We start from the raw sequence: 24,598 nt of genomic DNA on the forward strand, positions 1-24,598 counted from the left end.
CAGGTTTCAGTTGTTTGAAGGGCTGCTTTTGGCTCAGAGTGTGTAAAAACGCCTTCGCGGACACTTGCTATGATTTCTGAGGATTCATCGCAGGGATCGCCCATGAAGCGCTTTATCCAAGGTGAACATCGAGGCCAAGGCACCTATTTCCCGAGAGCCTCGACGACTACGTCAGCGATACCAATCCGGTGCGCGTAGTCGACGTCTTTGTCGACGAACTCGACCTGGTCAAACTGGGTTTTGAAGGCGTCATACCGGCAGATACTGGCCGGCCGGCTTACCACCCCGCGATCTTCCTGAAGATTTACATCTACGGCTATCTCAACCGCATTCAGTTGAGCCGGCGCCTGGAGCGAGAAGCCCAGCGTAACGTCGAATTGATGTGGCTAACCGGACGTTTGATGCCGGACTTCAAGACCATCGCCAACTTCCGAAAAGACAACAGCAAGGCCATCCGAGGCGTCTGTCGCCAGTTCGTTGTGCTGTGTCAGCAGTTGGGACTGTTTGGAGAACACCTGTTCGCCATCGATGGCAGCAAATTCAAAGCAGTCAACAACCGCGACCGCAACGCCAAACTGAAGCGGCGAATGGAAGAAATTGAATCGAGCATCAATCGTTACCTGACGGCACTCGATGCTGCCGATCGGCAAGAACCAACAGCTTCCGAGCCCAGTGCCGTGAGGCTGGAAGAGAAAATCGCCAAGCTCAAAACTCAAATGAAAGAGCTTCAGGCGATCGAAATCCAGCTCAATGAATCGCCGGATAAACAGGTCGCACTGACCGATCCAGACAGCCGCTCCATGATGACGCGCGGCACGGGAATCGTCGGCTACAACGTGCAGACAGCGGTCGATACTCAGCACCATTTGATCGGTGCCCATGAGGTGACCAACGTCGGTTCTGACCGCGATCAACTCAGCTCGATGGCCCAGCAGGCCCGCGAAGCGATGGCGTCAGAAGCGCTTTCGGTAGTAGCTGACCGAGGTTACTTCAAAAGCGAAGAAATCCTGGCTTGCCACGATGCAGGCATCACCGCCTATGTGCCCAAGCCGATGACCTCTGGAGCCAAAGCAGACGGGCGTTTCAATAACGATGCCTTCATCTATGACGCGGCAAAAAACGAATACATTTGCCCGGCTGGAGAGGCGCTGATCTGGCGCTATACCAACGTTGAAAAAGGCCTGACGTTGCACCGTTACTGGAGTTCGAAATGCCGGGGTTGCGCAATGAAACCGCAGTGCACACCGAGCACGGAACGGCGGGTTCGACGCTGGGAGCATGAAGCCGTCCTGGAGGAAATGCAGAACAGGCTGAGCAACGCGCCGGAAATGATGCGGACCCGAAAACGGACTGTTGAGCATCCCTTCGGGACGCTCAAACAATGGATGGGTGCAACGCACTTTCTCACGCGAAAGCTCAACGGGGTCAGTGCAGAGATGAGTCTGAACGTGCTCGCCTACAATTTAAAAAGGGTCATGAAAATCATCGGCACCGCTGATTTGATGAAAGCGTTAGCGGCGTAAAAACCGCTCTTTTTACCCCATCCAAAGGACTTTCAGAGGTTGTTGAGCCGTTTAGCTGTTCCTCAAAACGTCGTGATGTTGATCAGTTTTCGAAACGAAAGCACGGGCTGCTGACGTCGATACAGAAAACTCAATCTGACGTTTTTACACACTCTGGGCCGAAAGTTGCCGGTCATGAACGTCTGTTTCCGACAACGGCTATTTGCTTTAAGGCCACAAGCCTCTTAAGGCGCTGGCAGCACCCATGCCAACGGTATTGTTTGGATCATCATGTTCGTCAGTCCTAAAAGCTGCCCCCTCAATATGGTAGACCTTCGGTTCTTCCGAAAAATATTCCTCTAAACCCATCATGAACAGCCGATGGTCTTCACTCGCTTCGAAGCCCGGCGTGTGATCTTCGAGTGATTGCCATCTCACTATCAGGTTGAATAGCTCGGGGCTTTCGATCCCTTGCGCGAGCAGGTGGCCGCCGTAACCTTTGGCGCGGCTGAGCAAAGGAGCGACCTCGGCAAATGCACGTCGGAACATTTCAATGCGTTCTTTGTGAACGGGGAGCAGAGCGATCTCATAGATCATGGCGTTCCTCTAAATTGACTTGAACGATTAAAAGTACGCACTTACGAGATGAGCGATGGCTCGACTGCAATCGCGATTTTTCCTTGAATACCGTTGTTGAGACTTTCCAGCCGGGCATGGGCGAGGGGAATGTCGGCAAGCGAATAGACGGCGCCAGCGTGTGGCCGCAGCTGACCGCGCGCTATCAATGCGCTCAACTCATCAAGCTTGCCGCGGTTTTGCCTGGTGAAAACGAAGTGATAACTCGCGTTCTTGCCCCAGGCCTGAACGACGTTTTGTGGCTGTGCAATGTCCACGATCGTAACGACGCGGCCAAGTTGTGCGAGCACGTCGGGGCTACGTGACAATGTGTTGCCGCCGATGGTGTCGAACACAACATCAACGCCGCGGCCACCCGTTTCCCGAATGACGGCGTCAACATAATCTTCTTTTTCGTAGTCGATGATCACATCGGCACCCAAGCTGCGTGCGAACTCAACGTTTGCTTCGCGTACGGTTGTGAACACCCTTGCTCCCATAGCTTTCGCCAGCTGGATCGCGACATGACCGACGCCTCCCGCGCCGCCGTGTACAAGAATGCTTTCCCCGACCCTGAGCGCCGCACGCACGACCAGTGCTTCCCACGCCGTCCCGCCAACCAAGGTCAGGCTTGCCGCCTCAAGATGGCTCAGCGAGGGAGGCTTCTTCCCGATAATGCTTTCGGCAGCGACGTGGTACTCGGCATAACTTCCTGGCCCGTCAAATATTTGCGGGGTGTACCAGACTTCGTCTCCTGGAACGAGGGTCGTCACACCTGGCCCAACTTCTTCGACAACGCCAGATACGTCGTGTCCGGTAATGGCCGGCAGTTGCACCAGTTCGGGATAATCGCCGCGTCGAACCTGGTAATCCAATGGATTGATGGAGGTTGCGTGTACCCGGACCAGGACCTGTCCCGTGTGCGGCACGGGCTTGGGCACGTCGCAGAGTTCGAACGATTCAGGACCGCCAAATGATTTAAGTATCATCGCTTTCATAATAAATCCTCGTATCGATAAAAAGAAATATCGAGATATCTCGATATATCGCGATAAAAAATTACAGATCTTTCCCAATGATCTCGGCAAGCGCACTGATGGTTGCTTCATTCCGTTTGTAGTAGGTCCACTGACCGATGCGCCTGACTTCGACCAGGCCCACTCGTTGCAACGTGGCAAGATAACCGGACACCGTTGACTGCGACAGTCCGATACCTTCTTGAATACTACTGACGCAGACTCCGACCGTGAGAACGTCACCTTCATCCTGCGGAGGGAAGTTCTTTGCGGGATCCTTCAAACCTTTCAAGATTTCAAGACGCGTAGGGTTTGAGAGGGCTTTGAATATTTCGATCAATTCCATGAGCTGAGGATATCGAGATTTATCGATATGTCAATGCGAAAGATTAGAACAATCTTGAGCTTCGAATTGCCAACGGTTTCGTAGGCTGGACCGAGTGTCTGCTTCTGGCCGGATAGCGACGGTCTAGCATCGACCGTCGCAGTGGGTGGTTAAACTTCCGTCTGTTCCGCCATTTCCAGGGCATCATCGACCTCGATTCCCAGGTATCTGACGGTGCTTTCAAGCTTCGTATGACCAAGCAGGAGTTGGACAGCTCTCAGGTTCTTCGTCCTGCGATAGATCAGCGATGCTTTGGTTCTCCGTAGCGTATGAGTACCGTACATAGTTGGGTCAAGGCCAATGGCTGTCACCCACGCTTTGACTATCCGAGCGTACTGTCTGGTGGAGAGATGGTCTGAGTCGTGCAACCGGGTCGGAAACAAGAAGTCCTCGCTGCGGAGGTGGGCCTGATGCATCCAAGCCTCCAGAACCGTTCGGGTTTGCTCAGTAATTTCAAATTGCACTGGGTGCTGAGTTTTCTGCTGCATTACGATGGCCCGTGACGACACGTGCTCCCCATGGGCTATGTCTCGTACTCGCAGCTTGGTTAAGTCACAGGCACGCAGCTTGCTGTCGATGGCCAAGTTGAAAAGCGCCAAATCTCTCGTCTTCTCAGCAAGCTGGAGTCTTACCCGGATGGCCCAGATATCTCTGACTCGGAGCGGGGCTTTCTGCCCGACAAGCTTTCCCTTGTTCCAAGGCTGATGGCTGTATGTAGCAATAGTATTCATGGCTTGTCCTCCACGTTGAGGGAGAACAAGGGTGGATCAGTCACGATGAGTGGTGGTCGCTATTCGACCCATACCTGCCCTTCGTGTAGAGCAGCTATCGGCCAATAATGGACCTTCGAAGCGTCCGCATCTTGGGAGTGATCTCACATTTCCAATCCAAAATCGCGGTAGTTCAATTCAACGATGCATGGGATTTAGAGTTCGTAAAAGTTACAGCGCCAGTACGTCCGTAAGCTTGTAGCATTGGCTTACGCTTCGACCTCTGTGGCCCCATCGAAGCCTCCATCCTGCGATACATCTCGGACGTACCATGCGTATAGAACCTCTTCCCCCGCTGCAAAACCTAATCGCATTCGAAGCCACCGTACGACACGGCAGCTTCACTCGCGCCGCGGCCGAGCTTCATCTGACACAAAGCGCGATAAGTCGGCAAGTTGCGCAACTGGAGGAGTTTCTTGGTCGTGCGCTGTTTCGGCGAGAGCACAAGCGTATTCATTTGACCGTGGCAGGTCAGATTTATGCTGAGGAGGTGCTCCGAGTACTGACGCATTGCGCAGAAGCAACAGCACAGGTCATTACCCACACCGGAGAGCAGGAGTTGACCTTGGCCAGCTCAAGTGGTGTGGCTGCTTTGTGGCTCGGGCCTTTACTGGGTCGTTACTCTGATGAATTCCCCTCAGTGGAGATTCGGTTACGTGTTGTAGACGGTCTGGATTCACTTGTTCGTGCCGAATTCGACTTGGCTCTGTATTTCCTGCGCAAGCCATCACCGCCAGGGTTCGACAGCCGGTTACTGTTCGTCGAATCCGTGGGGGCCTATTGCTCGCCGGATTTTCTCAAGGGCGAAGTACTGGAACCGGAGCAGTTGACTGAGCACCGTTTGTTGATGCTGGAAGACGGGCAGCGCCAATGGCTTTCCTGGGCTGACTGGTTTAGTTACTACGGTGTTGATGCGTCGCTGATCCGCCAGCGCATGAGCGTCAACCACTATCCGGTATTGGTGGATTTGGCCATTGCCGGACATGGGATCGTATTAGGCTGGCGCCCGATGATCGACCGTCATCTGCGCTCCGGCGCGCTGGTTCCTGCGTGCAACGTGCATGCGGGTGCAGCCGGTGGCGGTTATTACCTGCTCAATCCCCAGGGACAGGTTCCCAGCCGCGCTGCGCGCGCGTTCGAGAAGTGGATGATGAGCACAATTGCAACTTAGCCCTTAACGTTTGCATGCGCCTGGCGCATGCAAACCTGCGTAATAAGCGTTTTCCGTCTTTTGAGGCTCCCTTTATTCTCAATCAAAGGGCACGAGACTCGATTGATCCACACCTATATCGACTCTCCTCCAATACTGCAGGGTCAATCCCTGCGCGTGATGCATGCAGGAGCCATTCGTGAACACTATAAAAATAAACACATCGACTACACACAACAAACAGGCGCGTCGCGCCATTGTTGCCACCGTAATCGGCAACGGTCTGGAGTGGTTTGACTTCACCGTTTACAGTTTTTTTTCGGTCATTATCGCTAAGGTATTCTTCCCCACCGATAACGAACTCACTTCTTACCTGATTGCCCTGGCCACATTCGGCGTCGGATTTTTCATGCGCCCTGTTGGCGGCATTGTCATCGGTGTTTACGGTGACAAGCACGGGCGCAAAGCCGCCTTGTCTCTGACCATCCTGCTGATGGCTCTCGGCACACTGATCATCGCGATAACCCCCAGCTATGCGCAGATTGGCCTCATGGCCCCCATAATGATCGTGTTGGCGCGATTACTACAGGGCTTTTCTGCCGGTGGCGAGATGGGGAGTGCCACGGCCTTCTTGATCGAGCATGCACCCGCCGGCCGCAAGGCATACTACTCCAGCTGGATTCAGGCGAGCATCGGTGTCGCGGTGCTGCTCGGCTCTGCGCTGGGCGCAGCGCTGTCGAGCTACCTGACGCAGGCACAACTGGAAAGTTGGGGTTGGCGCGTACCGTTTATCATTGGCACCTTGATCGGTCCAATCGGGTTCTACATCCGCAGCCGGATTGAGGAAACTCCCGCCTACAACGAATCCAAGCCTGTCGATTCTCCTCTGCGTGAGGTATTGCGCACGTACCCGCGCCAGACCTTGATCAGCTTTTCGCTCGTGGTGCTTTGGACTGTCTGTACCTACGCCATTCTGTTTTACATTCCGTCGTACTCCACACGAGTGCTGCAGCTGCCTTCCTGGATGGGGTTTTGTGCCGGAATGATGGGAGGCGCAGTGTTGATTATCGTCACTCCGATCGTCGGCGCGCTGGCAGACCGGTATGGCCGTCGTCCGTGGCTGCTGTGGTCGGCCTTGGCCATCTTCGTCACGGTGTATCCGATGTTTGTCTACATCAACCAGATGCCTGGGCTGATTTCGTTACTGGTGTTCGAGTTAGTACTCGGCGTGCTAATCGCCGGTTACATCGGTTCGATACTCGCAGCCTTCGGAGAATTGCTTCCGACCCACGTGCTTTCAACAGGACTTTCGGTGGCATACAACGTCGCAGTGACGATCTTTGGCGGCTTTGCGACCTTCACCATCACCTGGCTGATCGCCCATACGGGCTCAAATGTCTCACCGGCCTTCTACATCATGTTTGCGGCGCTCATCAGCAGTATCGGCGCGATGCTATACCGCGACCATGAGCCTGCATTGCGCTCTACCCTGACGGGAGCTTACTAGTGAATACTCATACTTCTAACCGCTTGATTCTGCGCAACGGCCAATTACTCGACTTGCAGCAAGGCCGATTGATTGCCGGCCAGGAAGTGCTGATCGAGGGCGATCGGATTATCGCTGTACGCCCCCAAAGCAGGGTGCCCGAGGCTGGCGTACAAACCTATGACCTGAACGGCAAGACCCTCATGCCTGGCATGATCGATTGTCACGTACATGTGCTGGCGTCCAACGCTAATCTGGGCCTCAATGCACTACAACCGAATGCCATCATCATGTACCGAGCCCTGCCGATTCTCGAGGCGATGCTTGGCCGAGGCTTCACCACCGTGCGTGATGCCGGAGGCGCCGATTGGGCACTTGCCCGCTCAATCGAGCTTGGACTGGTTCCCGGGCCGCGGATTTTCGCTTCAGGCAAGGCGCTATCGCAGACGGGTGGTCACGGCGACATGCGCGCTCGGGGCTCGTTACTGCTTAACGAACCCTGCTCGTGCTGCTTCCGGGCCGGAGCCATCGCACGGATTGTGGACGGTGTCGACAACGTCCGCCTGGCTGTTCGCGAAGAGCTTCAGCAAGGGGCCAGCCAGATCAAGATCATGGCGTCTGGCGGCGTGGCTTCTCCCACGGACCCCATCGCCAATACGCAATACAGTGAGGCAGAAATCCGCGCAATCGTCGATGAAGCTGAAGCCGCCAACACCTATGTAATGGCTCATGCCTACACTCCCCGTGCGATTCGACGCGCCATTGAATGCGGCGTACGGACCATCGAACACGGCAATCTGGTTGACGCTGACACCGCCCGCCTGATGGCGGAGCGAAACGCCTTCGCAGTACCGACTCAAGTCACTTACGAAATGCTGGCGGAGCACGGTGCACGCTTCGGATTGGCGCAAGAGTCTGTCGCCAAGATCGAAGAAGTGCGCCTGGCCGGGCGCAATGCTTTGCGGCTTTTCGCCGAAGCGAACGTGCCGATGGGTTATGGCTCCGACTTGCTGGGTGAGATGCATGAGTACCAAACGCATGAACTGAAAATACGCGCCGAAATCCTGGGCAATCTTGCCGCCTTGCGAAGCGCCACAACCGTGGCTGCACAGATATTACAACGCGAAGGGGAACTGGGCTGTATCGCCCCAGGAGCGCTGGCCGACTTGCTGGTAGTCAACGGCAATCCGCTTACGGATATCGATTGCCTGATCGGTCAGGGTGAAAACCTGGTGATGATTATCCAGGACGGCAGTATTAAGAAAAACACACTTACGTAGTAGTTGCGAACCTGGGGGCTCCCCCCATGCAACGGATGCCAACAATATCGCAGCCATTGTGAGCTGCTACAGAACTCAGTGCATTCAGGAAATCAGTTAATGAAAAAGCAACTACAGAGTTTTGCTTTGGGTACGGCTGTGCTCGGCTCATTGTTGGGAACTGCGAATGGCGCCGGTTTCATTGAGGACAGCAAGGCAACTCTCGACCTGAGAAACTTTTATTACAACAGCGACACCCGTGATACACATAAGGCTACCGTCGATGAATGGGGGCAGGCATTCGTACTCAACGTAAAGTCTGGCTTCACAGCAGGCACCATTGGCCTGGGGCTGGATGTCATTGGCACCTATGCAGTCAAGCTCGATGCTTCCGGCCCTGGCGCTCTCTTTCCCCGTAAACAAGATGGCGAAGCGGTCGACGACTTCAGCCGTGGGGGCTTAACCGGCAAACTGCTCTTTGCCAAAACCGAAGCTCGTGTCGGAACGCTTCTACCGTCTTTGCCAGTGATCACCGCCAACGATGGCCGGCTTATGCCGCAGCTCTTTGAAGGCGCCATGGTTACATCAAAGGATATTGACAACCTTACCCTTACGGCCGGGCAGATCGAGCATGCTACCGGCCGGATGTCTAGTGATAGCACCGGCCTCGCAGTCGCAGGCGGTACACGCCAGAGCAATAAATTCCGCTTTGTCGGAGGGAACTACACCCCATTCGACAACGTGTTGCTACAGTACTATTTCGCCAATCTGGAAGACTATTACAACCAAAACTTCCTCGGCGCCATGCACAACCTGAAATTTGACAGTGGGCAGTCACTCAAAACCGATTTGCGCTGGTTCAGGACACGTGGCGATGGGGCGAACGCCATGGGTACTCCCGGTTACAGAACTTCGGGCTTCACAAAGAACGGCGACGGGGAGATTGACAACAATACCTGGAGTTCGATGTTTACCTATGGCGTGGGCGGCCATGCTTTTAGCCTCGGCTATCAGGAGGTCTCGGACAACAGCAACTTTGTCCAACTCAACCAAGGCAGTTTGGTTGATAAGGACGCGGGCGGCACTTCGCTGTACTTGATTACCGACCGCATGACGGCAAGCTTCAATTATGCGGGTGAACGCACGGTCCTGGGCCAGTACGGCTATGACTTCGCATCACTCGGCATGCCAGGCCTGACCGCCAACCTCGCGTACCTCAAGGGTGATCAAATCAAACAGATACGCGGTGCCGAAGAATGGGAGCGTGACTTTATTGTCGGTTATGTCGTGCAAAGTGGGGGGTTCAAAGGCGTTGGTGTTGCGTGGCGCAACTCCAGTTTGCGCAGCGACATAGGAGGCGATGTCGACCAAAACCGGATGACGGTAAGCTATTCCCTACCTCTTTGGTAAACATCGGTCGGCACGCTCAACTATTGACTTAAATCTATAGCGAACCAGTCATGCCTGTGGGTCGATTTATTCGTAGTCTTCAGGTGCAGTTCCACTTTGCTGACAGCTTCCCTTCAACCGTTACCAGCATCGGTGAAGGTGGGACGGTCTATCTATATTGGGTCGATTGCCGCCCTTCGCGATAGACCGCTTTTGGCCGTTTTCTGCCCATTGCGAGCGGCAGAGAAAATCGGCCAAAAGCGGTCACTAACGCACACGCCGGCCCTTCGGGGAATGACTGCTTTTGCGATAGTAAAAAAGTGCACAGCGGGTCAAATGTGACCTGCAGCGTGTCGTTAGCCTTTTCTGTCACTAACGTTTCTTTTATATTTTTCAAGAAGATGCTTGTCATTTGCGCTCGCATATAACCGCCTTATAGTGTCATCCCTAACAGAGGTTTTCCTACACTTCGCACCGTACACCCCATAAGGCACGACTGCTTGTTTCTGCTCGAAGTCGCGAAGGATTAGACGTATTATTTCCAATGCACTCAAATATTTTCCAGCAATCTCGACGAGATCACGCGACTTGATATCTGAGATTATGTATCGATGAATAACGCGATTTCTCAAATTGTAGAGCTCATTCAAACTGTCGAAAGTCTCCATGTCTATTACTTGAGATTTTAAGGCATCTTCGAAGACCTTTCTCTCCATTATTCCCTTTTCTCCATCTGCCTGGAAAAGGTATTTAGTTTCAATTTTATTCGTCTTTTCCTCCAGCTGCTTCGCAATTACCAGGCTTAATCTTAAATATGCATCTATTTGATTCGCTGTAATCGCAATGATCTCAATACATGCCCCTGCGTCAATTGCTGTGTATAGAAGATCATGTGACGCTGCAAGCGATCCTGTGAATCGATCAAACTTATCGAGATCAGCAGCCAGTTTGCGATCACTCTTTGGAACTATCACAACCGAGTTTAAAATTTGATTTACGATTGCAAGCTGTTCGGCAATCCGCTTATCGCCTTTAAGGTCCGCATCGTAGATATATTTACCTATCAGTGCTTGATCAAAATAAGCGCCGAAGAACAGGTGTGTGCAAAAGTCGGAATTATCTACCCTGGACTCCTTCCAGCTTAACTTTTTGACTCCGTTTGGATTAGCTTCGGCGATGCTAGGAGCAAGCTCGCTCAATGGATAGCAACTTAGCTGAAAGCAGCCTATGGGGTCTTCATAAGGTTGAAATCCGTAAGGCGACTTCTCTTCATAGTCCTTAAGGCCTGAATTAAGGTACTGCCAATCGATTGGCACTTTAATTAAAAGTATTCCGTTTGGCTCAGTCCAGTGCTTCATACATGCCTGCCATATCGCATTTTAGTCTCTCGAAAAAACCTAACTTAACAGTTGGGAGGCAGAAAAGGCCCGATTCTTTCGGGCACTTGTACCGCATGACGCTATTTGCCTATGTGTAACCTCTCTAGCTAGTGATTCCAAACGCTAGTCACGCGAGAAGGGCAAAAGAGAATTACGACAAAATTTTTTCTGAGAATACGAACTCATCAGCAGTGTGTCTACGCTCGATCATGGACTGAGCGTTTCAGCCCATTAATGTCCGCTTCTGGCCGTTATCTGCCTTTGGCGAAGGGCAGCAACCGACCCAATGCGGGCGCTGACCAGCATTTGGTTAAGGGGCGGGCTTTAGCCCGTCCCAGTGAGCGAAGCGAACGGTTTGAACCAGTTGTTATGCCTGTTTTACTAGCCGTTTCTTTAAATGATACAGGTTAGTCCCTATTGGTCGATCCTCAAGAACACCATAAATCTCATACCCATGCTGCTCATAGAACTGTTTAGCATCAACGGTTTTTAAGAATGCAACTACTGCTCCATTGTTGGCGCCAATCGTTTCTGCTTTTTCCAATAGCATAGAACCGACTTTTCTACCACGATGAGATTCCTTAACCCAAAAGGTATCAATTTCTAAGCCATCCCAGTAACAATTACAGCTTATTGCACCGATGTAGTCGCCTACTTCATCGTGTGCAACCACCATAAATATTTTATCTTCCGATTCTGGCGGTAGATTTGGATATTGAATTCGAAGATATTCTGAAAACCTATTATTCAGAACTCCTTGATCCTTTTCTGTTGGAGAATCCAATATATCAATCTTGATTTCCACTTTGTTGCTCCGATCATTCAACTTTGAGGTGCCGCACGGCTTTTTGCATAACAATTAATTGTGCGACATGCGATGCCTCATAACATTCCATGTTCATGCGTAATCCCTTGAGCAATCAAAAAATCGAGTCTGTAAACGCGACATCAATAAGGGGGAAAGCGGCATATTTTTTTGCACATTACTGACGTATTAGCTGCGTGTCCATGGTCTGCTTTTGGCCGATTTCAGCCTATCGCGACTGGCTGAAACCGACCCTAAGCTGTCATCCGCCATTTTGTCGGTGAGGCGCCAGCGTCGGCAACCACCTGCGCCTCATCCGGCGGAACTTATCAATAGAACTGATACCGATACACGGTCGCCGCGCGTCCTGGACCAAGCGTTCCAGCATTTGCTCGACACCTTCGATCACCGTAGGACTGCCTTGCAGCCTTGCGATACGTCAACGCTGTTTTTTACAGCCTCTGGGATGGGCCCGAATCAGCTTCTTTGCCGACAGCTCGCTCATTTAACCGTAAGCACTTGCTCATGACCGACACTTGAAAAGCTCAGGAGGCAGTTCGCTTATGCCCTTGAGTCGGTCTTCAAGAAAGTCGCGCAGCACCCTGACTTTCGTCGAGTAACGTCGATTGGGAAGGTAAGCCATGTAGATTTGATTCCCGGTCAGTGAATTAACAAACCGATATTCAGGTAACACGATTTGCAATTCACCGCTCAAGAGCAGGTCACGCACCAGCCAGATTTCAAATTCTGCAATACCCAGGCCGCCACAGACGGCTTCAAGCAGCAGCTCCGAGTTGTCCGATTGAAGATTGCCTTTGGGAAAAATCGAGTGCTTTGCGTCATCCTTTGTGAAGTACCAATGGGGGTCGCTGTCAGGGTGCAGGTAGATCAGGCAATTATGTGAGCTGAGTTCGGCGGGGGTGGCTGGACGGCCGTTGCGTGTTAGATAGTCGGGTGTGGCACACAGCAATGAATCGTTGCGGCAGATTGGGTAGGCGACCAAGTTCGCCAGATGATTTTCGCCCTCGTGAATATCGAGATCAAAGCCGCCTACGATCATGTCATTGTGGTTGTCGGTCAACCGCAGATCCATTTGGATACCCGGATACATCTGGAGGAATGGCGCGATCAGCGGTGCGAGGAACCGTCTGCCGAATGCCACCGGCGATACAAGTTTCAAGGGGCCGCTGGGCGCCAGGTTGAGGTCGCTGACGACACGCAAGGTGTCGTCCAGATCCGCGATCATCGACAACGCCCGCGCGTGATAGATCTGGCCCGCTTCCGTGAGGGCGACGATGTGCGTGGTGCGGTGCAGCAGGGTCGTGCCCAGGGATTTTTCCAGCGTCGTGATCATGCGGGTCAGGGTTGAAGGGGAGACGTGCATCTCCCGGGCCGCTGCGGAAAAGGTGCCCAATTCGACCACTTTGACCAGTGCTCTCATGACCCCCAGGTGATCGATACGTGCCGTTTCAAACGTCATGTTGGAAGTGGTTGCCTTTGCGCTGGATGCAAAACCGAATTCTGTTTCGCGATATTCCATCAATATTTGACTGAATATAGACTCATTTTTGATCGAAGTGCGCACGTCGTTCATCCTACCGACCACGTATTTGCGATAGGGACTTAGATCCCCTGTAGCGAACTTTGGAGATCGAGATCACCATGGCTTTTCCCGCACACGTTCCATTGGCCATTGCTACCCGAAACGAACATGTGGAGCGCATCCACTGGGGATCGGTGGCTGTCGTTGATAACGAAGGAAGTTTGCTGGCCTATGCCGGCGACCCCGGTTCGATGATGTTTTCCCGCTCCACGCTCAAGCCATTCCAGGCCATTCCGTTCGTCCGGGATGGCGGGGTCGAGCACTTCGGCTTCTCCGATGAACAAGTGGCCATAATGTGCGCCAGTCACTCGGGCGAAACCGCACACGTGAATGCCGTGAGTGGCATGCTCTCAAAAATCCAGCGAGCGTCCACTGACTTGGGGTGTGGTTGCCATCTGCCCGATTTCTACACGGCGGACAATCTGCCGCCCCAGGGTTTTCGCTACGATCAGCGCCATCACAACTGTTCCGGCAAGCACAGCGGTTTCCTCGCGTATTGCCGCCTGCATGGTTTGCCCAACGAAACCTATCTGTCCCCCGAACATGGCTTGCAGCGCGACATCCAGCGGGTAGTCGCGGCGTTGACAGGGGTTGCGGAGAATCAACTCTGGACCGGAGTCGACGGCTGCAACGCACCAAACCTGGGCATGCCGTTGTCGCGCCTGGCCCTGTTGTGGGCGCGGTTGGCCAGTGCCGAGGGGGGTGGTGACGCCAGCCTCGATCCCGTATTGCGACGGCTGTTCGATGCCATGCGCAGCCATCCGGAAATGGTCTCGGGGACCGGTCGCGCCGACCTGGGCATCACTTTGTCTTCGAAGGGTGACTGGGTCGCGAAAACCGGTGCCGATGGTGTGCAGACGGTCGGTATTCGAAGTCGTGGCTTGGGCGTGGCGGTCAAGATCAGTGACGGCGATTTCGCCAGCGTGTTCGCAGTGACCATTGCCGTGCTCAAACAACTGGGGGTGCTGGATCAGGACAGCGACAATCCGCTGCTGGCGCCGTGGGCCGATCCGGTGCTGAGAAGTTACAACGGTTCGCGTGCCGGTCAATTGAAAGCCACGGTGCAATTGAAGTTCGTCTAATTCGGGGTGCCTGCCGGGCACGTGTCAGATCTTTGAGGCAGAGCAGAAACCATGCAATCGGCTCAATCGTTCACTCAACAAATGCCTGCCATTTCACTGCGCGCCGTCAACAAGTTCTTCGGCAGTCAGCAAGTTTTGTTTGATGTTGACCTGGAGGTACAGCCTGGCGAGGTGGTGGTGATCATCGGACCGTCGGGCTCTGGGAAATCGACCCTGTGTCGTTGCATCAACCGCCTGGAAACCGTCACCAACGGCGATATCTTTCTGCACGGCGAGCGCCTGCCAGAAGAGGGCGGGGCGCTGGCCAAGATGCGCGCGAAGGTTGGAATGGTCTTCCAGAGTTTCAACCTGTTTTCCCATCGCACCGCGTTGCAGAACGTCGCAATGGGCCCACGCAAAGTTCTCGGCATGCGCGGTGCGGATGCAGACGCATGGGCTTTGCAACTGCTTGACCAGGTCGGCCTGGCACACAAGGGCAAGTCCTATCCCGCTGAATTGTCGGGCGGCCAGCAACAGCGTGTGGCACTGGCCCGGTCACTGGCGATGAAGCCCAGCGTGATGCTGTTCGACGAACCGACCTCGGCGCTTGATCCGGAAATGGTCAACGAGGTGCTCAAGGTCATGGTCGATCTGGCCCGCACCGGGATGACCATGGTGGTCGTCACCCATGAAATGGGCTTCGCACGCTCCGCTGCCGATCGCATCATTTTCATGGACGCCGGTCGGATCGTCGAAAGCGCTCCGCCCGAGACATTTTTCAGCGCCCCTCGCTCGGAGCGCGCCCGCGAGTTTCTGTCCAAGGTCCTTGCACACTGATTCACTTATCAACATCACAAGAACAAGAGATAACAACCATGCGCTTTAATCGAATCGCTTCCCTCGGCATTTCCCTCTTGGCTACCTGCATTTTCGCCTCGTTCGCATCGGCCTCCACCGTTGAGCAGTTCCCGGCTGATTCGACCATGGCCAAGGTCCAGAAGCGCGGCAAGCTGGTCGTTGGCAGCTCGCTCAACACTCTGATGTTTTCCTCTCGCAACCCCATGACCGGGGAGGTCGAAGGGTTCGAGGCTGACCTGGCCCGAATGCTGGCGAAGAAGCTAACCGGTTCCGAAGACAACATTGAATGGGTCAGCACAACACCGGAAAACCGCATTCCGCTGGTCGAAAACAAACGCGTCGACATGGTCATCGCGACCATGACCGTGACCGATGAGCGCAAAAAGGTCATCGGCTTCGCAGGCCCGTACTACCTCGCCGGCCAGGATTCGCTGGTTCGCGCGGATGACGATTCGATCAAAAAGACTGCCGACCTGGATGGGAAGACGGTCTGCGTTCTGAGCGGCACCACCGTGGAGCGCAACCTCAAGCCATTGGCGCCTGCGGCGAAGATCGTGACGTTCAGCGATGCCTCTGCTTGCGTCGAGGGGCTGATCGATAAGCGCTTCGACGCTTACGTCGACGACGGTGCGACGCTGGTCGGTGAGTCCATGCGTCAGCCCGGAAAAATGCGCGTGGTCGGCACGCCGTTCACCGAAGAGCCTTACGGCATTGCCGTCATTAAGGAGGACACGACCTGGCGTGACTGGCTCAACAGCCAACTGAGCGCCTCCATCGAGAATGGTCAGTGGAAGGAAATGTACGGCAAGGATTTGCAAGAGGGACTCGGTGCGCCTCAGGTGCCAGTGATCGAACAGTAAAGAAAAGGCAGAGGTGAGCCTGATGTCTTATATCGAACGCTTCCTGGGGGGCATTGCAGTCAGCGTGCAGCTGACCCTGCTGTCCTTTGCCATTGCGATCGTTCTCGGACTGCTTCTGGCGATCATGAGGGTGAGCCCATGGCCACCCTTTCGCTGGTTTGCCAGCAGTTACGTAGAACTCATGCGGATGATGCCGCTGCTGGCGTTGTTGCTGCTGTTCACGTTCGGCTTGCCGAAGCTGGGCTTCATGTACTCGCTGTTCACCTCGACGGTCCTGGTCCTGGGGCTGTATAGCGCGGCCTGGATCTGTGAGGTGGTGCGATCGGGCATCAACACCGTGCCCATCGGGCAGATCGAAGCAGCCCGCAGTATCGGCATGCGGTTTGACCAGATACTGGGCGAAGTGGTTTTGCCGCAAGCGGTGCAGTCGGTGATCGCCCCGCTGGGCAACCTGTTCATCATTCAGATCAAGGCGTCCGCTATCGGTGCTGCGATCGGTGTCGCCGACATCACCTACACCGCGCAAAAAATCAACTTCGACACCGCCTTGGCCGTGCCGACGTTCCTCGGTGCAATGGCGGCCTATTTCCTGTTGACCCTTCCCGCGGGCCTGTTCTTCCGCGTCCTTGAGCAAAAAATGGCGGTGCTGCGATGAGCGCGGACAATCTGCTCTACGAACCGCCGGGTCCTGTTGCAAGGCGGCGGAACCGGATCATCTCGGTGGTTGGCGTGGTCCTGTTGTTCTGCTTTATGTACGCGGTCGGGCATCGCCTGGAGGCGAGTGGTCAGTTCGATGCCCATCGCTGGAAAATCTTCCTGCATCCGGGCACCTTGAAGTTCCTGTTTGACGGACTGATGGCGACCTTGCTGGCTGCGGTGATCAGTACGGTACTCGCCTTCAGCCTCGCCGTACCTCTGGCGATGGCGCGGTTGTCGAACCGATTTTGGGTGCGCACGCTGGCTGCGGGCTACATCGGTTGTTTTCGCGCGGTACCGCTGCTGTTGCTGATTCTGTTTACCGTCATCCTTCTGCCTTCGATCGGGTTGCACTGGTCGGCCTTGGGCTACCTGATTTTCGGCATGGTGCTGCATCACAGCGCGATGACAGCGGAGGTTGTACGTGCGGGCATTCTTTCGTTGGGGCGCGGGCAGAAGGAGGCCGCGCTTTCCATAGGCATGCGCGATCATCAAGCGATGATGTGGGTGGTATTGCCACAGGCGCTAAAGCTGATGTTGCCAACGCTGGTCAGTGCCGTTCTGGCAATCGTCCAGGACACGTCTCTGGGGTACATCATTCCGTATGAGGAATTGTTGCGACGTTCACAGCAGATATCGAGTTTCGCGCCGCAGTCGCTGTTGCAATCGGCGTTTATTGTCACGGTGATGTACGGGTTTGTCAGTGCGTTGCTGTTGGCACTGCGTCGCTGGATTGAACGTCGGCAGGCTTATGATTCTCGCGGTCAGCGAACGAAGACCGCTATCACGGAGGGCAACTTTGGCGCAGCGGTTGAGGTTGCTCCAGTCATGCAGTCGGGACTGCGGTCTGCGCCTGATCGAATGTCGGGACGGGATCAATAGCAGGGTTATCTTTTCAGCACTGTTCATTCCGTCAGTCCGCAAGACCGGAGCCGTTTGCTCTGATACCCGGTTCTTCCAGCGATTTGATGGCGGGCGGCACAGGCGAAGACGTGATGTCCGGGGCAGGGGGCTTTTCAACTTGGGTGATGGAAAAGACACCGTTATCGAGACAGCAGGTTATGGATATGCCGATATTCTGCGACCTTATTGGAAGTGACACTTCAAGCATGACTGTCAGATTCGCGATGCTTGTCCCATCTGGTGCTGAAAAAGAACCGTGATCGTGATGACTAGGCTGGTGCTGGGTAATCGGAGGTTGGGTCAATAGGGAGTGACTTCTGTTGGCCGATTACTGCCTGTCGCGATGTGTCTGAGATGCTTGCCATTTAAAAACTAATGATTTCATTTTATTTTCTAAAGACCACTGAAGACTGTGTAGACCGTAATTGCGATAGTCTGTGTAAACCAAAAGTTTATAGTGGCGCTTATGGAAACCTTCAGCAGTATCGAATGCTTTGTGCGCGGTGCCGGGGGTCGGCTGTGTCGCCAAGGCCGCTTTAGGCATCAGCGATACCATATGCAGGGCCAAGAGTGTCACCCCAAGCTGGAGGTGTGCTTCGGGGTGCCGCTGTCCAGCGCCGCATCGAGGTTATTCCTCTAGCAATGGCTAGACATCAGGACATAAAACATTGCACACACGGGGCCTATGCTGGCCTGTAACATTTCCGCGACACGGCTGGCTATGGTTGGCTGATTCCATTCTTAATGAAAAGTATTCCAATCGTAGTGAAAACTCATGGCAGGGTTCGCGACTAGGGTAGGGCGCATGCCGGCACTTGCCAAGGGGCGCTGCACATTTGGATCAATAAGTTGTCAGTTACGGTCATTGAGTGAGAGCGGCGCGGCTCTTAGTCTGTCCAACATGACTGACGGGGGCCGAAGAGCTCCTGCACTTTTTCCGTGATCGCTCGATGTGGAGTTACCGATGGCCGCCGCTCATTACCCGCACCTGTTGGCCCCGCTGGACCTGGGTTTTACCACGCTGCGCAACCGTACCCTGATGGGCTCGATGCACACCGGTCTTGAGGAAAAGCCCGGCGGTTTCGAGCGCATGGCGGCGTATTTCGCCGAACGTGCCCGTGGCGGTGTTGGCCTGATGGTCACTGGTGGTATTGGCCCGAACGACGAGGGCGGGGTGTACTCCGGCGCAGCCAAACTGACCACCGAGGAAGAAGCGCTCAAGCACCGGATCGTCACCCGCGCGGTGCACGAGGCGGGCGGCAAGATCTGCATGCAGATCCTTCACGCCGGGCGTTATGCCTACAGCCCGAAACAAGTCGCGCCGAGTGCCATTCAGGCACCGATCAACCCGTTCAAGCCTAAAGAGCTGGACGAGGAAGGCATCGAGAAGCAGATCAGCGATTTCGTCACCTGTTCGTCCCTGGCGCAACAGGCCGAATACGACGGCGTCGAGATCATGGGCTCCGAAGGTTATTTCATTAACCAGTTCCTCGCCGCCCATACCAACCACCGTACTGACCGCTGGGGCGGCAGCTACGAAAACCGCATGCGCCTGCCGGTGGAAATCGTCCGCCGGGTGCGCGAAGCGGTAGGCCCGAACTTCATCATTATCTTCCGCCTGTCGATGCTCGATCTGGTGGAAGGCGGTAGCAGCTGGGAAGAAATCGTGACACTGGCCAAGGCCATCGAGCAGGCCGGTGCAACGATCATCAACACCGGTATTGGCTGGCACGAAGCGCGGATCCCGACCATCGCCACCAAAGTGCCGCGCGGTGCCTTCAGCAAAGTCACGGCCAAGCTGCGTGGCTCGGTGAGCATTCCGCTGATCACCACCAACCGCATCAACACCCCGGAAGTGGCCGAGCAGATTCTGGCCGAAGGCGATGCCGACATGGTGTCCATGGCGCGGCCGTTCCTCGCCGACCCGGACTTCGTCAACAAGGCCGCTGAAGGTCGAGCCGATGAAATCAACACCTGCATCGGTTGCAACCAGGCCTGCCTCGATCACACCTTCGGCGGCAAGTTGACCAGTTGCCTGGTGAACCCGCGCGCCTGCCACGAAACCGAACTCAATTACCTGCCGGTGCAGCAGATCAAGAAAATCGCGGTAGTCGGTGCCGGTCCTGCAGGTTTGTCCGCGGCGACCGTGGCGGCTGAGCGGGGTCATCAGGTGACGCTGTTTGATTCGGCCAGTGAAATTGGCGGCCAGTTCAACATCGCCAAGCGTGTGCCGGGCAAGGAAGAGTTCTTTGAAACCCTGCGGTATTTCAACCGCAAACTGCAGACCACCAACGTTGAGGTGTGCCTGAACACCCGCGTCGATGTGGCGAAACTGGTCGAAGGTGGTTACGACGAGATCATCCTTGCCACCGGCATTGCTCCAAGAACTCCGGCGATTCCGGGTGTCGAGAGCGCCAAGGTGCTGAGCTACCTGGACGTGATCCTTGAGCGCAAACCGGTGGGCAAACGCGTGGCGGTGATCGGCGCCGGTGGTATCGGATTTGATGTGTCGGAGTTCCTGGTTCACCAGGGCGTGGCTACCAGTCAGAACCGCGAGGCGTTCTGGAAGGAGTGGGGCATCGATACGCATCTTCAAGCGCGCGGCGGTGTCGCCGGCATCAAGGCTGAACCTCATGCTCCGGCGCGTGAAGTGTTCCTGCTGCAACGCAAGAAATCCAAGGTCGGCGATGGCCTCGGTAAAACCACCGGCTGGATTCACCGCACCGGTCTGAAGAACAAGCAGGTGCAGATGCTCAACAGCGTCGAGTACCTGAAGATCGACGACGAAGGTTTGCACATCCGCATCGGCGAAACCGGCGAACCGCAAGTGCTGCCGGTGGACAACATCGTGATCTGCGCCGGTCAGGATCCGCTGCGTGAATTGCACGAGGGTCTGGTGGCGGCCGGGCAGAACGTGCATTTGATTGGCGGCGCGGATGTGGCGGCAGAGTTGGATGCCAAGCGCGCGATCAACCAGGGTTCGCGTCTGGCAGCTGAGTTGTAATACGCAGATCGAGCGTGCCAATGGCCATCGCGAGCGAGCTCGCTCCCACAGGGGTTTTGTATCGGTCACAAAATTTGTGAACAACACAGAACCTGTGGGAGCGAGCTTGCTCGCGATGGCTGACTTTGAGCGACTAGAATGCTGGATCTATCCGAGCACAATCAGGCGCCAATGCTTTCCCCTCCAACCGAATGGCTACCCCAGGCCCCCCTCGAACCCCTTCATCTTGATTGGCTCACCCGATCAAGCATCGAAGTCGCGATCCTGCGCCTCGACCAGATCGACCCTCTGATCAGTGGCAACAAGTGGTTCAAACTCATCGAGCACCTGAAAGCTGCTGACCAGATCGGTGCCAAAGGCATCATCAGTCTGGGCGGCGCCCACTCCAATCATCTGCATGCACTGGCCGCAGCGGGTAAGCGTTTTGGTTTTCGCACCGTTGGGCTGCTGCGCGGTCATCCGCAAGAAACGCCGACGGTGAAAGATTTGCAGGCGTTCGGCATGCAGTTGCATTGGCTGGGCTATGGCGGTTATCGAGCGCGGCACGAGCCGGGTTTCTGGTTGCCATGGCAGGCGCAGTATCCCGATCTGCATCCGGTGCCGGAAGGTGGCGGCGGTTTGCAGGGCGCCAAGGGCTGCCTGCAGCTGAGGACAATGGTCAGCGAGCAACTGAACGATCTTGGCTGGAGCGACTACGACGGCTGGTGGCTGGCCTGCGGAACGGGCACGACCCTGGCTGGTCTGGTGCTGGCCGAGGCGGGTGAGCGCCCGGTGTATGGCGCGCTGGCGGTGCCCGACGATCATGGGGTGGCGCAGCAAGTCGAATCAATTGTGCAAGAGGCGGGTTTACACAATCGCGCTTATGAATTGTTCGACGCCAGCCGTGGCGGCTTTGCCAAAGTCGATCCGCTGTTACTTGAATTCATCGATCAGACCGAACAGGACAGCGGCATTCCCCTCGAACCGCTGTACACCGGCAAAGCCCTGTTGGCGCTCAAGCAGCAAGTAGAAGCGGGAAGATTCGAAAAGGGCACGCGCCTGATCTTCATCCATACCGGCGGTTTGCAGGGCCGCCGAGGGTTCAGCCCAACGCTATAAAAGACACCGCATGCTTTTGTGGCGAGGGAGCTTGCTCCCGCTGGGCTGCGAAGCGGCCCCAATCCCTGCGTTCGCATTCCGTCTGGCACACCACGTTCAATGGTTTTGCGCCTGCTTCGCAGTCGAGCGGGAGCAAGCTCCCTCGCCACAAGTTGTCATTCGCCTCGGGATTTGCTTTTCGTTCACCCGCGCTTGGGCATCATCCGCAGCAAGGTGTTATCACCCACGACATAGTGGTGATAAATCCCCGCCAAGGCGTGCAGGCCGATCAGCCAGTATCCAATGGTGCCGCCGAGTTGATGCCAACCCTCGATCTGCTTGGCCAACGCCTTGTCCTCCGCGACCAGCAGCGGCAGGTCGAAGCCGTAGAACATCACTTGGTGACCTTTTGCGCTGGTGACCAGCCAGCCCAGAATCGGCATGGCGATCATGAAAATGTACAGCGCCCAGTGCATCAGTTTGGCCAATACGGTCTGCCAATGAGGCGAGGCCGGGAAGATTTGCGGTGCGGGGCCCAGGCTGCGAGCAAACAGCCGCAGCCAGACCAATACAAACACCGTCAAGCCCAGCATAAAGTGCGATTCGGTGATCAGCGCCCGGCCGCCACTGCCTTTTGGAAAGATTCCGCGAAATTCGATGCAGGCGTAAACCAGCGCCAGCAGGACCAACATCAACCAATGCAGCGCGATCGATACGGTGCTGTAGCGTGAATCGGAATTCTTCCAGGGCATACGGTGTTCCTCACAGGTCAGGTCCAGACCACCGTTCTTGTTCGACGGTGTGCTTTAACTGTAATCCGCTTACTTTCTTTCTGCCTCAGTTGAATCGGTTTTTTTTATCAGATGTCGTCAGTGATGTGCGGACATTGCATCAGTGTTTGCCGGGTTAATCTAGATTTACCCATGCTGCGGTTGTAAGTAAGTTGTAGATGAACTAGCGGTCATGAGGGGGTGTTTGATAGGGGTGTAACTGCTTGTTGTTTATGTTTTGTATTTAGGCGGACTTTGCGCTGGTCAAAAAGTTGGTTATTGTTTGGTTGTAAGGTTTGTCAGGGAGACAAACTAATAGGGCTCGAAAATCATAATATTTGTCGAGCAGCTAAAGGAGTTTTTATGAGTTTTAAAATGACAAGTAATAACAAGATCTATGCCGGTGTTGTAAAAAAGATGATGGCTAAAGCGCCGATCCCCAAACCCAAACCAACGACCAGACCACCCGTGACCAAGCCTCCTGTCAAGCCACCGGTAAAACCGACTATGCCCGTCAAGCCACCGGTAAAACCGACTATGCCCGTCAAGCCACCGGTAAAACCGACGGTGCCCGTCAAGCCACCAGTCAAACCAACAGCACCCGTTAAACCTCCGGTCAAACCTGTCTTGCCCCCTGGGAAACCGCCAATCACTCCTACCAAGCCAGTGGGGCCTGTCCGGCCGCCGTTGCAGTGGCCAACCCTCAACATCAACATTGATCCGATTGCCCTCATTAACCTGCTGAACACCCTCGGCAGCATTCGAAACGGTGACGGGACGACTTCCCTGCCCGATGGCAGTCTGATCAACGCCGATAAAAACTCGGTGAAACGCCCGGACGGCATTATCCAGCACGCGGACGGAAGGGTAGAGTACCCGGACGGCCGCATCGTATGGCCGGATGAAACGATTGAATATCCGGATGGTCGCCTGGTCTGGAAGGATGGCACCGAACAGTATCCAGATGGCAGTGTGAAGTATGCAGACGGCTCAATCTTTGATGCCGACGGTAAACAAATAAATGAGGTGTGAGATTCGGACAGTTGAAAGGCGCTCTGATTGTTTTGTATCGGATGTTTAGTCGTAAATTAGATCCTCGTTAATAACAGTTCGATTATAAAAAAACGCCGTACCCTTCCAGGATTACGGCGTTTTTTATAGCCTCGATTTTATGCGGTCTGCGGCATCTCGCCCTTGGCCAGGCGCTTATTGATATCGGCGATCACTTCCGGCAAATCGGTGATGGTGTCGATCATGTAGTGCGGCCGCGAGCCTTCGAACAGGGCGTGGATGCGCTTGCGTTCGCTGGCCAGTTGGTCGCTGCCGAGGGCGCGGTAACCTTCGTAGTCCAGGCCCAGCGCGTTACCTGAGCAGATCAGCGCCACGGTCCACATGCCGGCACGACGACCTTCAAGAATGCCCGGCACCGTGTCGTCGATCTTCACGCAGGCCGCGACATCATCGATCCCGAGGGCGATCACGTTGGCCAGCGCCTGGGCCGGCCATGGGCGTCCGTTGGGCACTTCGTCGGTGGCGACCACGTGGTCGGCGACGTAACCGTTGGTGGCGGCCAATTCGACAACTTTGTCCATGACCTGTTTCGGGTAGCCGGAGCAGGAACCGATCTTGATCCCTTGCTGACGCAGCTTGGCGATGGTGTCCAGCGCGCCCGGAATCAGCGCCGAGTGCTCGGCGATTTTCTCGATTTGCAGGGGCATGAAGCGTTTATAGATGGCGGTGACGTCATCGTCGGTCGGCGTACGGCCGAACACCGCGCGATAACGCTCGGCGACTTCCGGCTGATCGCACAGGGTGCGGATGTGGTCCCACTTGCCCATGCCCATCGGGCCGCGGGCTTCTTCGATGGACACCTGGACGTCGAACTCGGCGAAGGCTTCGACAAAAATCTGAGTTGGCGCGAAAGAGCCGAAGTCGACCACGGTGCCGGCCCAGTCGAGGATGGCGGCTTGCAGCTTGGTTGGGTTTGCGTAGTTCATGTCTCAAATCCTG

21 protein-coding genes and 1 pseudogene are annotated in these 24,598 nt (G+C 55.1%); 13 read left to right on the forward strand and 9 right to left on the reverse strand.

Features of this window, described 5'->3' with window-relative positions; all coding sequences use genetic code 11:
- Nucleotides 1-102: 102 nt before the first annotated feature.
- Nucleotides 103-1,523 (forward strand): annotated as a pseudogene (locus ACA079_RS09575) (IS1182 family transposase).
- 207 nt (nucleotides 1,524-1,730) lie between these two features.
- Here ACA079_RS09575 and ACA079_RS09580 read toward each other — a convergent pair.
- From ACA079_RS09580 to ACA079_RS09595, 4 genes are all read right to left on the reverse strand, one after another.
- The gene (locus ACA079_RS09580) at nucleotides 1,731-2,099 is read right to left on the reverse strand and encodes an antibiotic biosynthesis monooxygenase family protein (RefSeq protein ID WP_497633635.1); all 369 of its coding nucleotides are present in this window, start codon (nucleotides 2,097-2,099) and stop codon (nucleotides 1,731-1,733) included.
- Nucleotides 2,100-2,140: 41 nt separating this feature from the next.
- A complete protein-coding gene (locus tag ACA079_RS09585) occupies nucleotides 2,141-3,115 on the reverse strand; it encodes a zinc-dependent alcohol dehydrogenase family protein (RefSeq protein ID WP_497633636.1) in 975 nt (324 codons plus the stop codon).
- Nucleotides 3,116-3,176: 61 nt separating this feature from the next.
- Entirely contained in the window at nucleotides 3,177-3,479 is a 303-nt protein-coding gene (locus ACA079_RS09590) for an ArsR/SmtB family transcription factor (RefSeq protein ID WP_017338400.1), read from the reverse strand.
- Between the two features lie 149 nt (nucleotides 3,480-3,628).
- Complete coding sequence (locus tag ACA079_RS09595) at nucleotides 3,629-4,249, reverse strand: tyrosine-type recombinase/integrase (protein ID WP_201255892.1); 621 nt, start codon at nucleotides 4,247-4,249, stop codon at nucleotides 3,629-3,631.
- Nucleotides 4,250-4,559: 310 nt separating this feature from the next.
- On the opposite strand from ACA079_RS09595, the gene ACA079_RS09600 reads away from it, so the two are divergent.
- The 4 genes from ACA079_RS09600 (at nucleotide 4,560) to ACA079_RS09615 (ending at nucleotide 9,593) form a co-directional block, all read left to right on the forward strand.
- Entirely contained in the window at nucleotides 4,560-5,459 is a 900-nt protein-coding gene (locus ACA079_RS09600; RefSeq protein WP_497630437.1) for a LysR substrate-binding domain-containing protein, read from the forward strand.
- 163 nt (nucleotides 5,460-5,622) lie between these two features.
- A complete protein-coding gene (locus tag ACA079_RS09605) occupies nucleotides 5,623-6,945 on the forward strand; it encodes an MFS transporter (RefSeq protein ID WP_497630438.1) in 1,323 nt (440 codons plus the stop codon).
- Nucleotides 6,945-8,204: a metal-dependent hydrolase family protein gene (locus ACA079_RS09610; RefSeq protein ID WP_497630439.1), complete on the forward strand. Its 1,260-nt coding sequence runs from the start codon at nucleotides 6,945-6,947 to the stop codon at nucleotides 8,202-8,204. The genes ACA079_RS09605 and ACA079_RS09610 overlap by 1 nt, the downstream gene beginning before the upstream one ends.
- A gap of 99 nt (nucleotides 8,205-8,303) precedes the next feature.
- Nucleotides 8,304-9,593 carry an OprD family porin gene (locus ACA079_RS09615; protein ID WP_497630440.1) on the forward strand — a complete coding sequence of 430 codons (1,290 nt, stop codon included), beginning with the start codon at nucleotides 8,304-8,306 and terminating at the stop codon, nucleotides 9,591-9,593.
- Nucleotides 9,594-9,928: 335 nt separating this feature from the next.
- Here ACA079_RS09615 and ACA079_RS09620 read toward each other — a convergent pair whose 3' ends face one another.
- From ACA079_RS09620 to ACA079_RS09630, 3 genes are all read right to left on the reverse strand, one after another.
- The gene (locus tag ACA079_RS09620) at nucleotides 9,929-10,930 is read right to left on the reverse strand and encodes a hypothetical protein (protein WP_497703295.1); all 1,002 of its coding nucleotides are present in this window, start codon (nucleotides 10,928-10,930) and stop codon (nucleotides 9,929-9,931) included.
- Nucleotides 10,931-11,318: 388 nt separating this feature from the next.
- On the reverse strand, nucleotides 11,319-11,756 hold the full coding sequence (locus tag ACA079_RS09625) for a GNAT family N-acetyltransferase (protein ID WP_497633858.1): 438 nt from the start codon (nucleotides 11,754-11,756) through the stop codon (nucleotides 11,319-11,321).
- Between the two features lie 523 nt (nucleotides 11,757-12,279).
- Entirely contained in the window at nucleotides 12,280-13,341 is a 1,062-nt protein-coding gene (locus tag ACA079_RS09630; RefSeq protein ID WP_497703296.1) for a LysR family transcriptional regulator, read from the reverse strand.
- A 77-nt stretch (nucleotides 13,342-13,418) separates the two neighbouring features.
- Here ACA079_RS09630 and ACA079_RS09635 point away from each other — a divergent pair, with 77 nt between their 5' ends.
- The 7 genes from ACA079_RS09635 (at nucleotide 13,419) to ACA079_RS09665 (ending at nucleotide 21,839) form a co-directional block, all read left to right on the forward strand.
- Nucleotides 13,419-14,441, forward strand: a complete 1,023-nt coding sequence (locus ACA079_RS09635; protein WP_497703297.1) for an asparaginase — start codon at nucleotides 13,419-13,421, stop codon at nucleotides 14,439-14,441.
- A 51-nt stretch (nucleotides 14,442-14,492) separates the two neighbouring features.
- Nucleotides 14,493-15,257 carry an amino acid ABC transporter ATP-binding protein gene (locus tag ACA079_RS09640; protein ID WP_497633674.1) on the forward strand — a complete coding sequence of 255 codons (765 nt, stop codon included), beginning with the start codon at nucleotides 14,493-14,495 and terminating at the stop codon, nucleotides 15,255-15,257.
- A gap of 38 nt (nucleotides 15,258-15,295) precedes the next feature.
- Entirely contained in the window at nucleotides 15,296-16,138 is an 843-nt protein-coding gene (locus ACA079_RS09645) for a glutamate ABC transporter substrate-binding protein (protein ID WP_497633675.1), read from the forward strand.
- 22 nt (nucleotides 16,139-16,160) lie between these two features.
- Nucleotides 16,161-16,793: an amino acid ABC transporter permease gene (locus ACA079_RS09650; RefSeq protein ID WP_339552300.1), complete on the forward strand. Its 633-nt coding sequence runs from the start codon at nucleotides 16,161-16,163 to the stop codon at nucleotides 16,791-16,793.
- Nucleotides 16,790-17,716, forward strand: a complete 927-nt coding sequence (locus ACA079_RS09655) for an amino acid ABC transporter permease (protein ID WP_497633676.1) — start codon at nucleotides 16,790-16,792, stop codon at nucleotides 17,714-17,716. The genes ACA079_RS09650 and ACA079_RS09655 overlap by 4 nt, the downstream gene beginning before the upstream one ends.
- A 985-nt stretch (nucleotides 17,717-18,701) precedes the next feature.
- A complete protein-coding gene (locus ACA079_RS09660) occupies nucleotides 18,702-20,741 on the forward strand; it encodes a 2,4-dienoyl-CoA reductase FMN-binding domain-containing protein (protein ID WP_497703298.1) in 2,040 nt (679 codons plus the stop codon).
- A gap of 171 nt (nucleotides 20,742-20,912) precedes the next feature.
- Complete coding sequence (locus ACA079_RS09665) at nucleotides 20,913-21,839, forward strand: 1-aminocyclopropane-1-carboxylate deaminase/D-cysteine desulfhydrase (protein ID WP_497704301.1); 927 nt, start codon at nucleotides 20,913-20,915, stop codon at nucleotides 21,837-21,839.
- 182 nt (nucleotides 21,840-22,021) lie between these two features.
- Here ACA079_RS09665 and ACA079_RS09670 read toward each other — a convergent pair whose 3' ends face one another.
- On the reverse strand, nucleotides 22,022-22,570 hold the full coding sequence (locus ACA079_RS09670; protein ID WP_497703299.1) for a cytochrome b: 549 nt from the start codon (nucleotides 22,568-22,570) through the stop codon (nucleotides 22,022-22,024).
- Nucleotides 22,571-22,951: 381 nt separating this feature from the next.
- On the opposite strand from ACA079_RS09670, the gene ACA079_RS09675 reads away from it, so the two are divergent.
- Complete coding sequence (locus ACA079_RS09675) at nucleotides 22,952-23,620, forward strand: hypothetical protein (protein ID WP_497703300.1); 669 nt, start codon at nucleotides 22,952-22,954, stop codon at nucleotides 23,618-23,620.
- A 137-nt stretch (nucleotides 23,621-23,757) separates the two neighbouring features.
- On the opposite strand, the gene phnX is transcribed toward ACA079_RS09675, so the two are convergent.
- Nucleotides 23,758-24,585: a phosphonoacetaldehyde hydrolase gene (gene phnX, locus ACA079_RS09680; protein WP_497703301.1), complete on the reverse strand. Its 828-nt coding sequence runs from the start codon at nucleotides 24,583-24,585 to the stop codon at nucleotides 23,758-23,760.
- Between the last annotated feature and the right edge of the window lie 13 nt (nucleotides 24,586-24,598).

The organism is Pseudomonas sp. LBUM1645 (assembly GCF_059716185.1).

What these genes read in the sequence shown, in the direction of transcription:
- ACA079_RS09580 (WP_497633635.1), bottom strand. Translation starts at nt 2,099, where the DNA reads ATGATCTATGAGATCGCTCTGCTCCCCGTTCACAAAGAACGCATTGAA.
- ACA079_RS09585 (WP_497633636.1), bottom strand. Translation starts at nt 3,115, where the DNA reads ATGAAAGCGATGATACTTAAATCATTTGGCGGTCCTGAATCGTTCGAA.
- ACA079_RS09590 (WP_017338400.1), bottom strand. Translation starts at nt 3,479, where the DNA reads ATGGAATTGATCGAAATATTCAAAGCCCTCTCAAACCCTACGCGTCTT.
- ACA079_RS09595 (WP_201255892.1), bottom strand. Translation starts at nt 4,249, where the DNA reads ATGAATACTATTGCTACATACAGCCATCAGCCTTGGAACAAGGGAAAG.
- ACA079_RS09600 (WP_497630437.1), top strand. Translation starts at nt 4,560, where the DNA reads ATGCGTATAGAACCTCTTCCCCCGCTGCAAAACCTAATCGCATTCGAA.
- ACA079_RS09605 (WP_497630438.1), top strand. Translation starts at nt 5,623, where the DNA reads ATGCAGGAGCCATTCGTGAACACTATAAAAATAAACACATCGACTACA.
- ACA079_RS09615 (WP_497630440.1), top strand. Translation starts at nt 8,304, where the DNA reads ATGAAAAAGCAACTACAGAGTTTTGCTTTGGGTACGGCTGTGCTCGGC.
- ACA079_RS09620 (WP_497703295.1), bottom strand. Translation starts at nt 10,930, where the DNA reads ATGAAGCACTGGACTGAGCCAAACGGAATACTTTTAATTAAAGTGCCA.
- ACA079_RS09635 (WP_497703297.1), top strand. Translation starts at nt 13,419, where the DNA reads ATGGCTTTTCCCGCACACGTTCCATTGGCCATTGCTACCCGAAACGAA.
- ACA079_RS09640 (WP_497633674.1), top strand. Translation starts at nt 14,493, where the DNA reads ATGCAATCGGCTCAATCGTTCACTCAACAAATGCCTGCCATTTCACTG.
- ACA079_RS09645 (WP_497633675.1), top strand. Translation starts at nt 15,296, where the DNA reads ATGCGCTTTAATCGAATCGCTTCCCTCGGCATTTCCCTCTTGGCTACC.
- ACA079_RS09650 (WP_339552300.1), top strand. Translation starts at nt 16,161, where the DNA reads ATGTCTTATATCGAACGCTTCCTGGGGGGCATTGCAGTCAGCGTGCAG.
- ACA079_RS09655 (WP_497633676.1), top strand. Translation starts at nt 16,790, where the DNA reads ATGAGCGCGGACAATCTGCTCTACGAACCGCCGGGTCCTGTTGCAAGG.
- ACA079_RS09660 (WP_497703298.1), top strand. Translation starts at nt 18,702, where the DNA reads ATGGCCGCCGCTCATTACCCGCACCTGTTGGCCCCGCTGGACCTGGGT.
- ACA079_RS09665 (WP_497704301.1), top strand. Translation starts at nt 20,913, where the DNA reads ATGCTTTCCCCTCCAACCGAATGGCTACCCCAGGCCCCCCTCGAACCC.
- ACA079_RS09670 (WP_497703299.1), bottom strand. Translation starts at nt 22,570, where the DNA reads ATGCCCTGGAAGAATTCCGATTCACGCTACAGCACCGTATCGATCGCG.
- ACA079_RS09675 (WP_497703300.1), top strand. Translation starts at nt 22,952, where the DNA reads ATGAGTTTTAAAATGACAAGTAATAACAAGATCTATGCCGGTGTTGTA.
- phnX (WP_497703301.1), bottom strand. Translation starts at nt 24,585, where the DNA reads ATGAACTACGCAAACCCAACCAAGCTGCAAGCCGCCATCCTCGACTGG.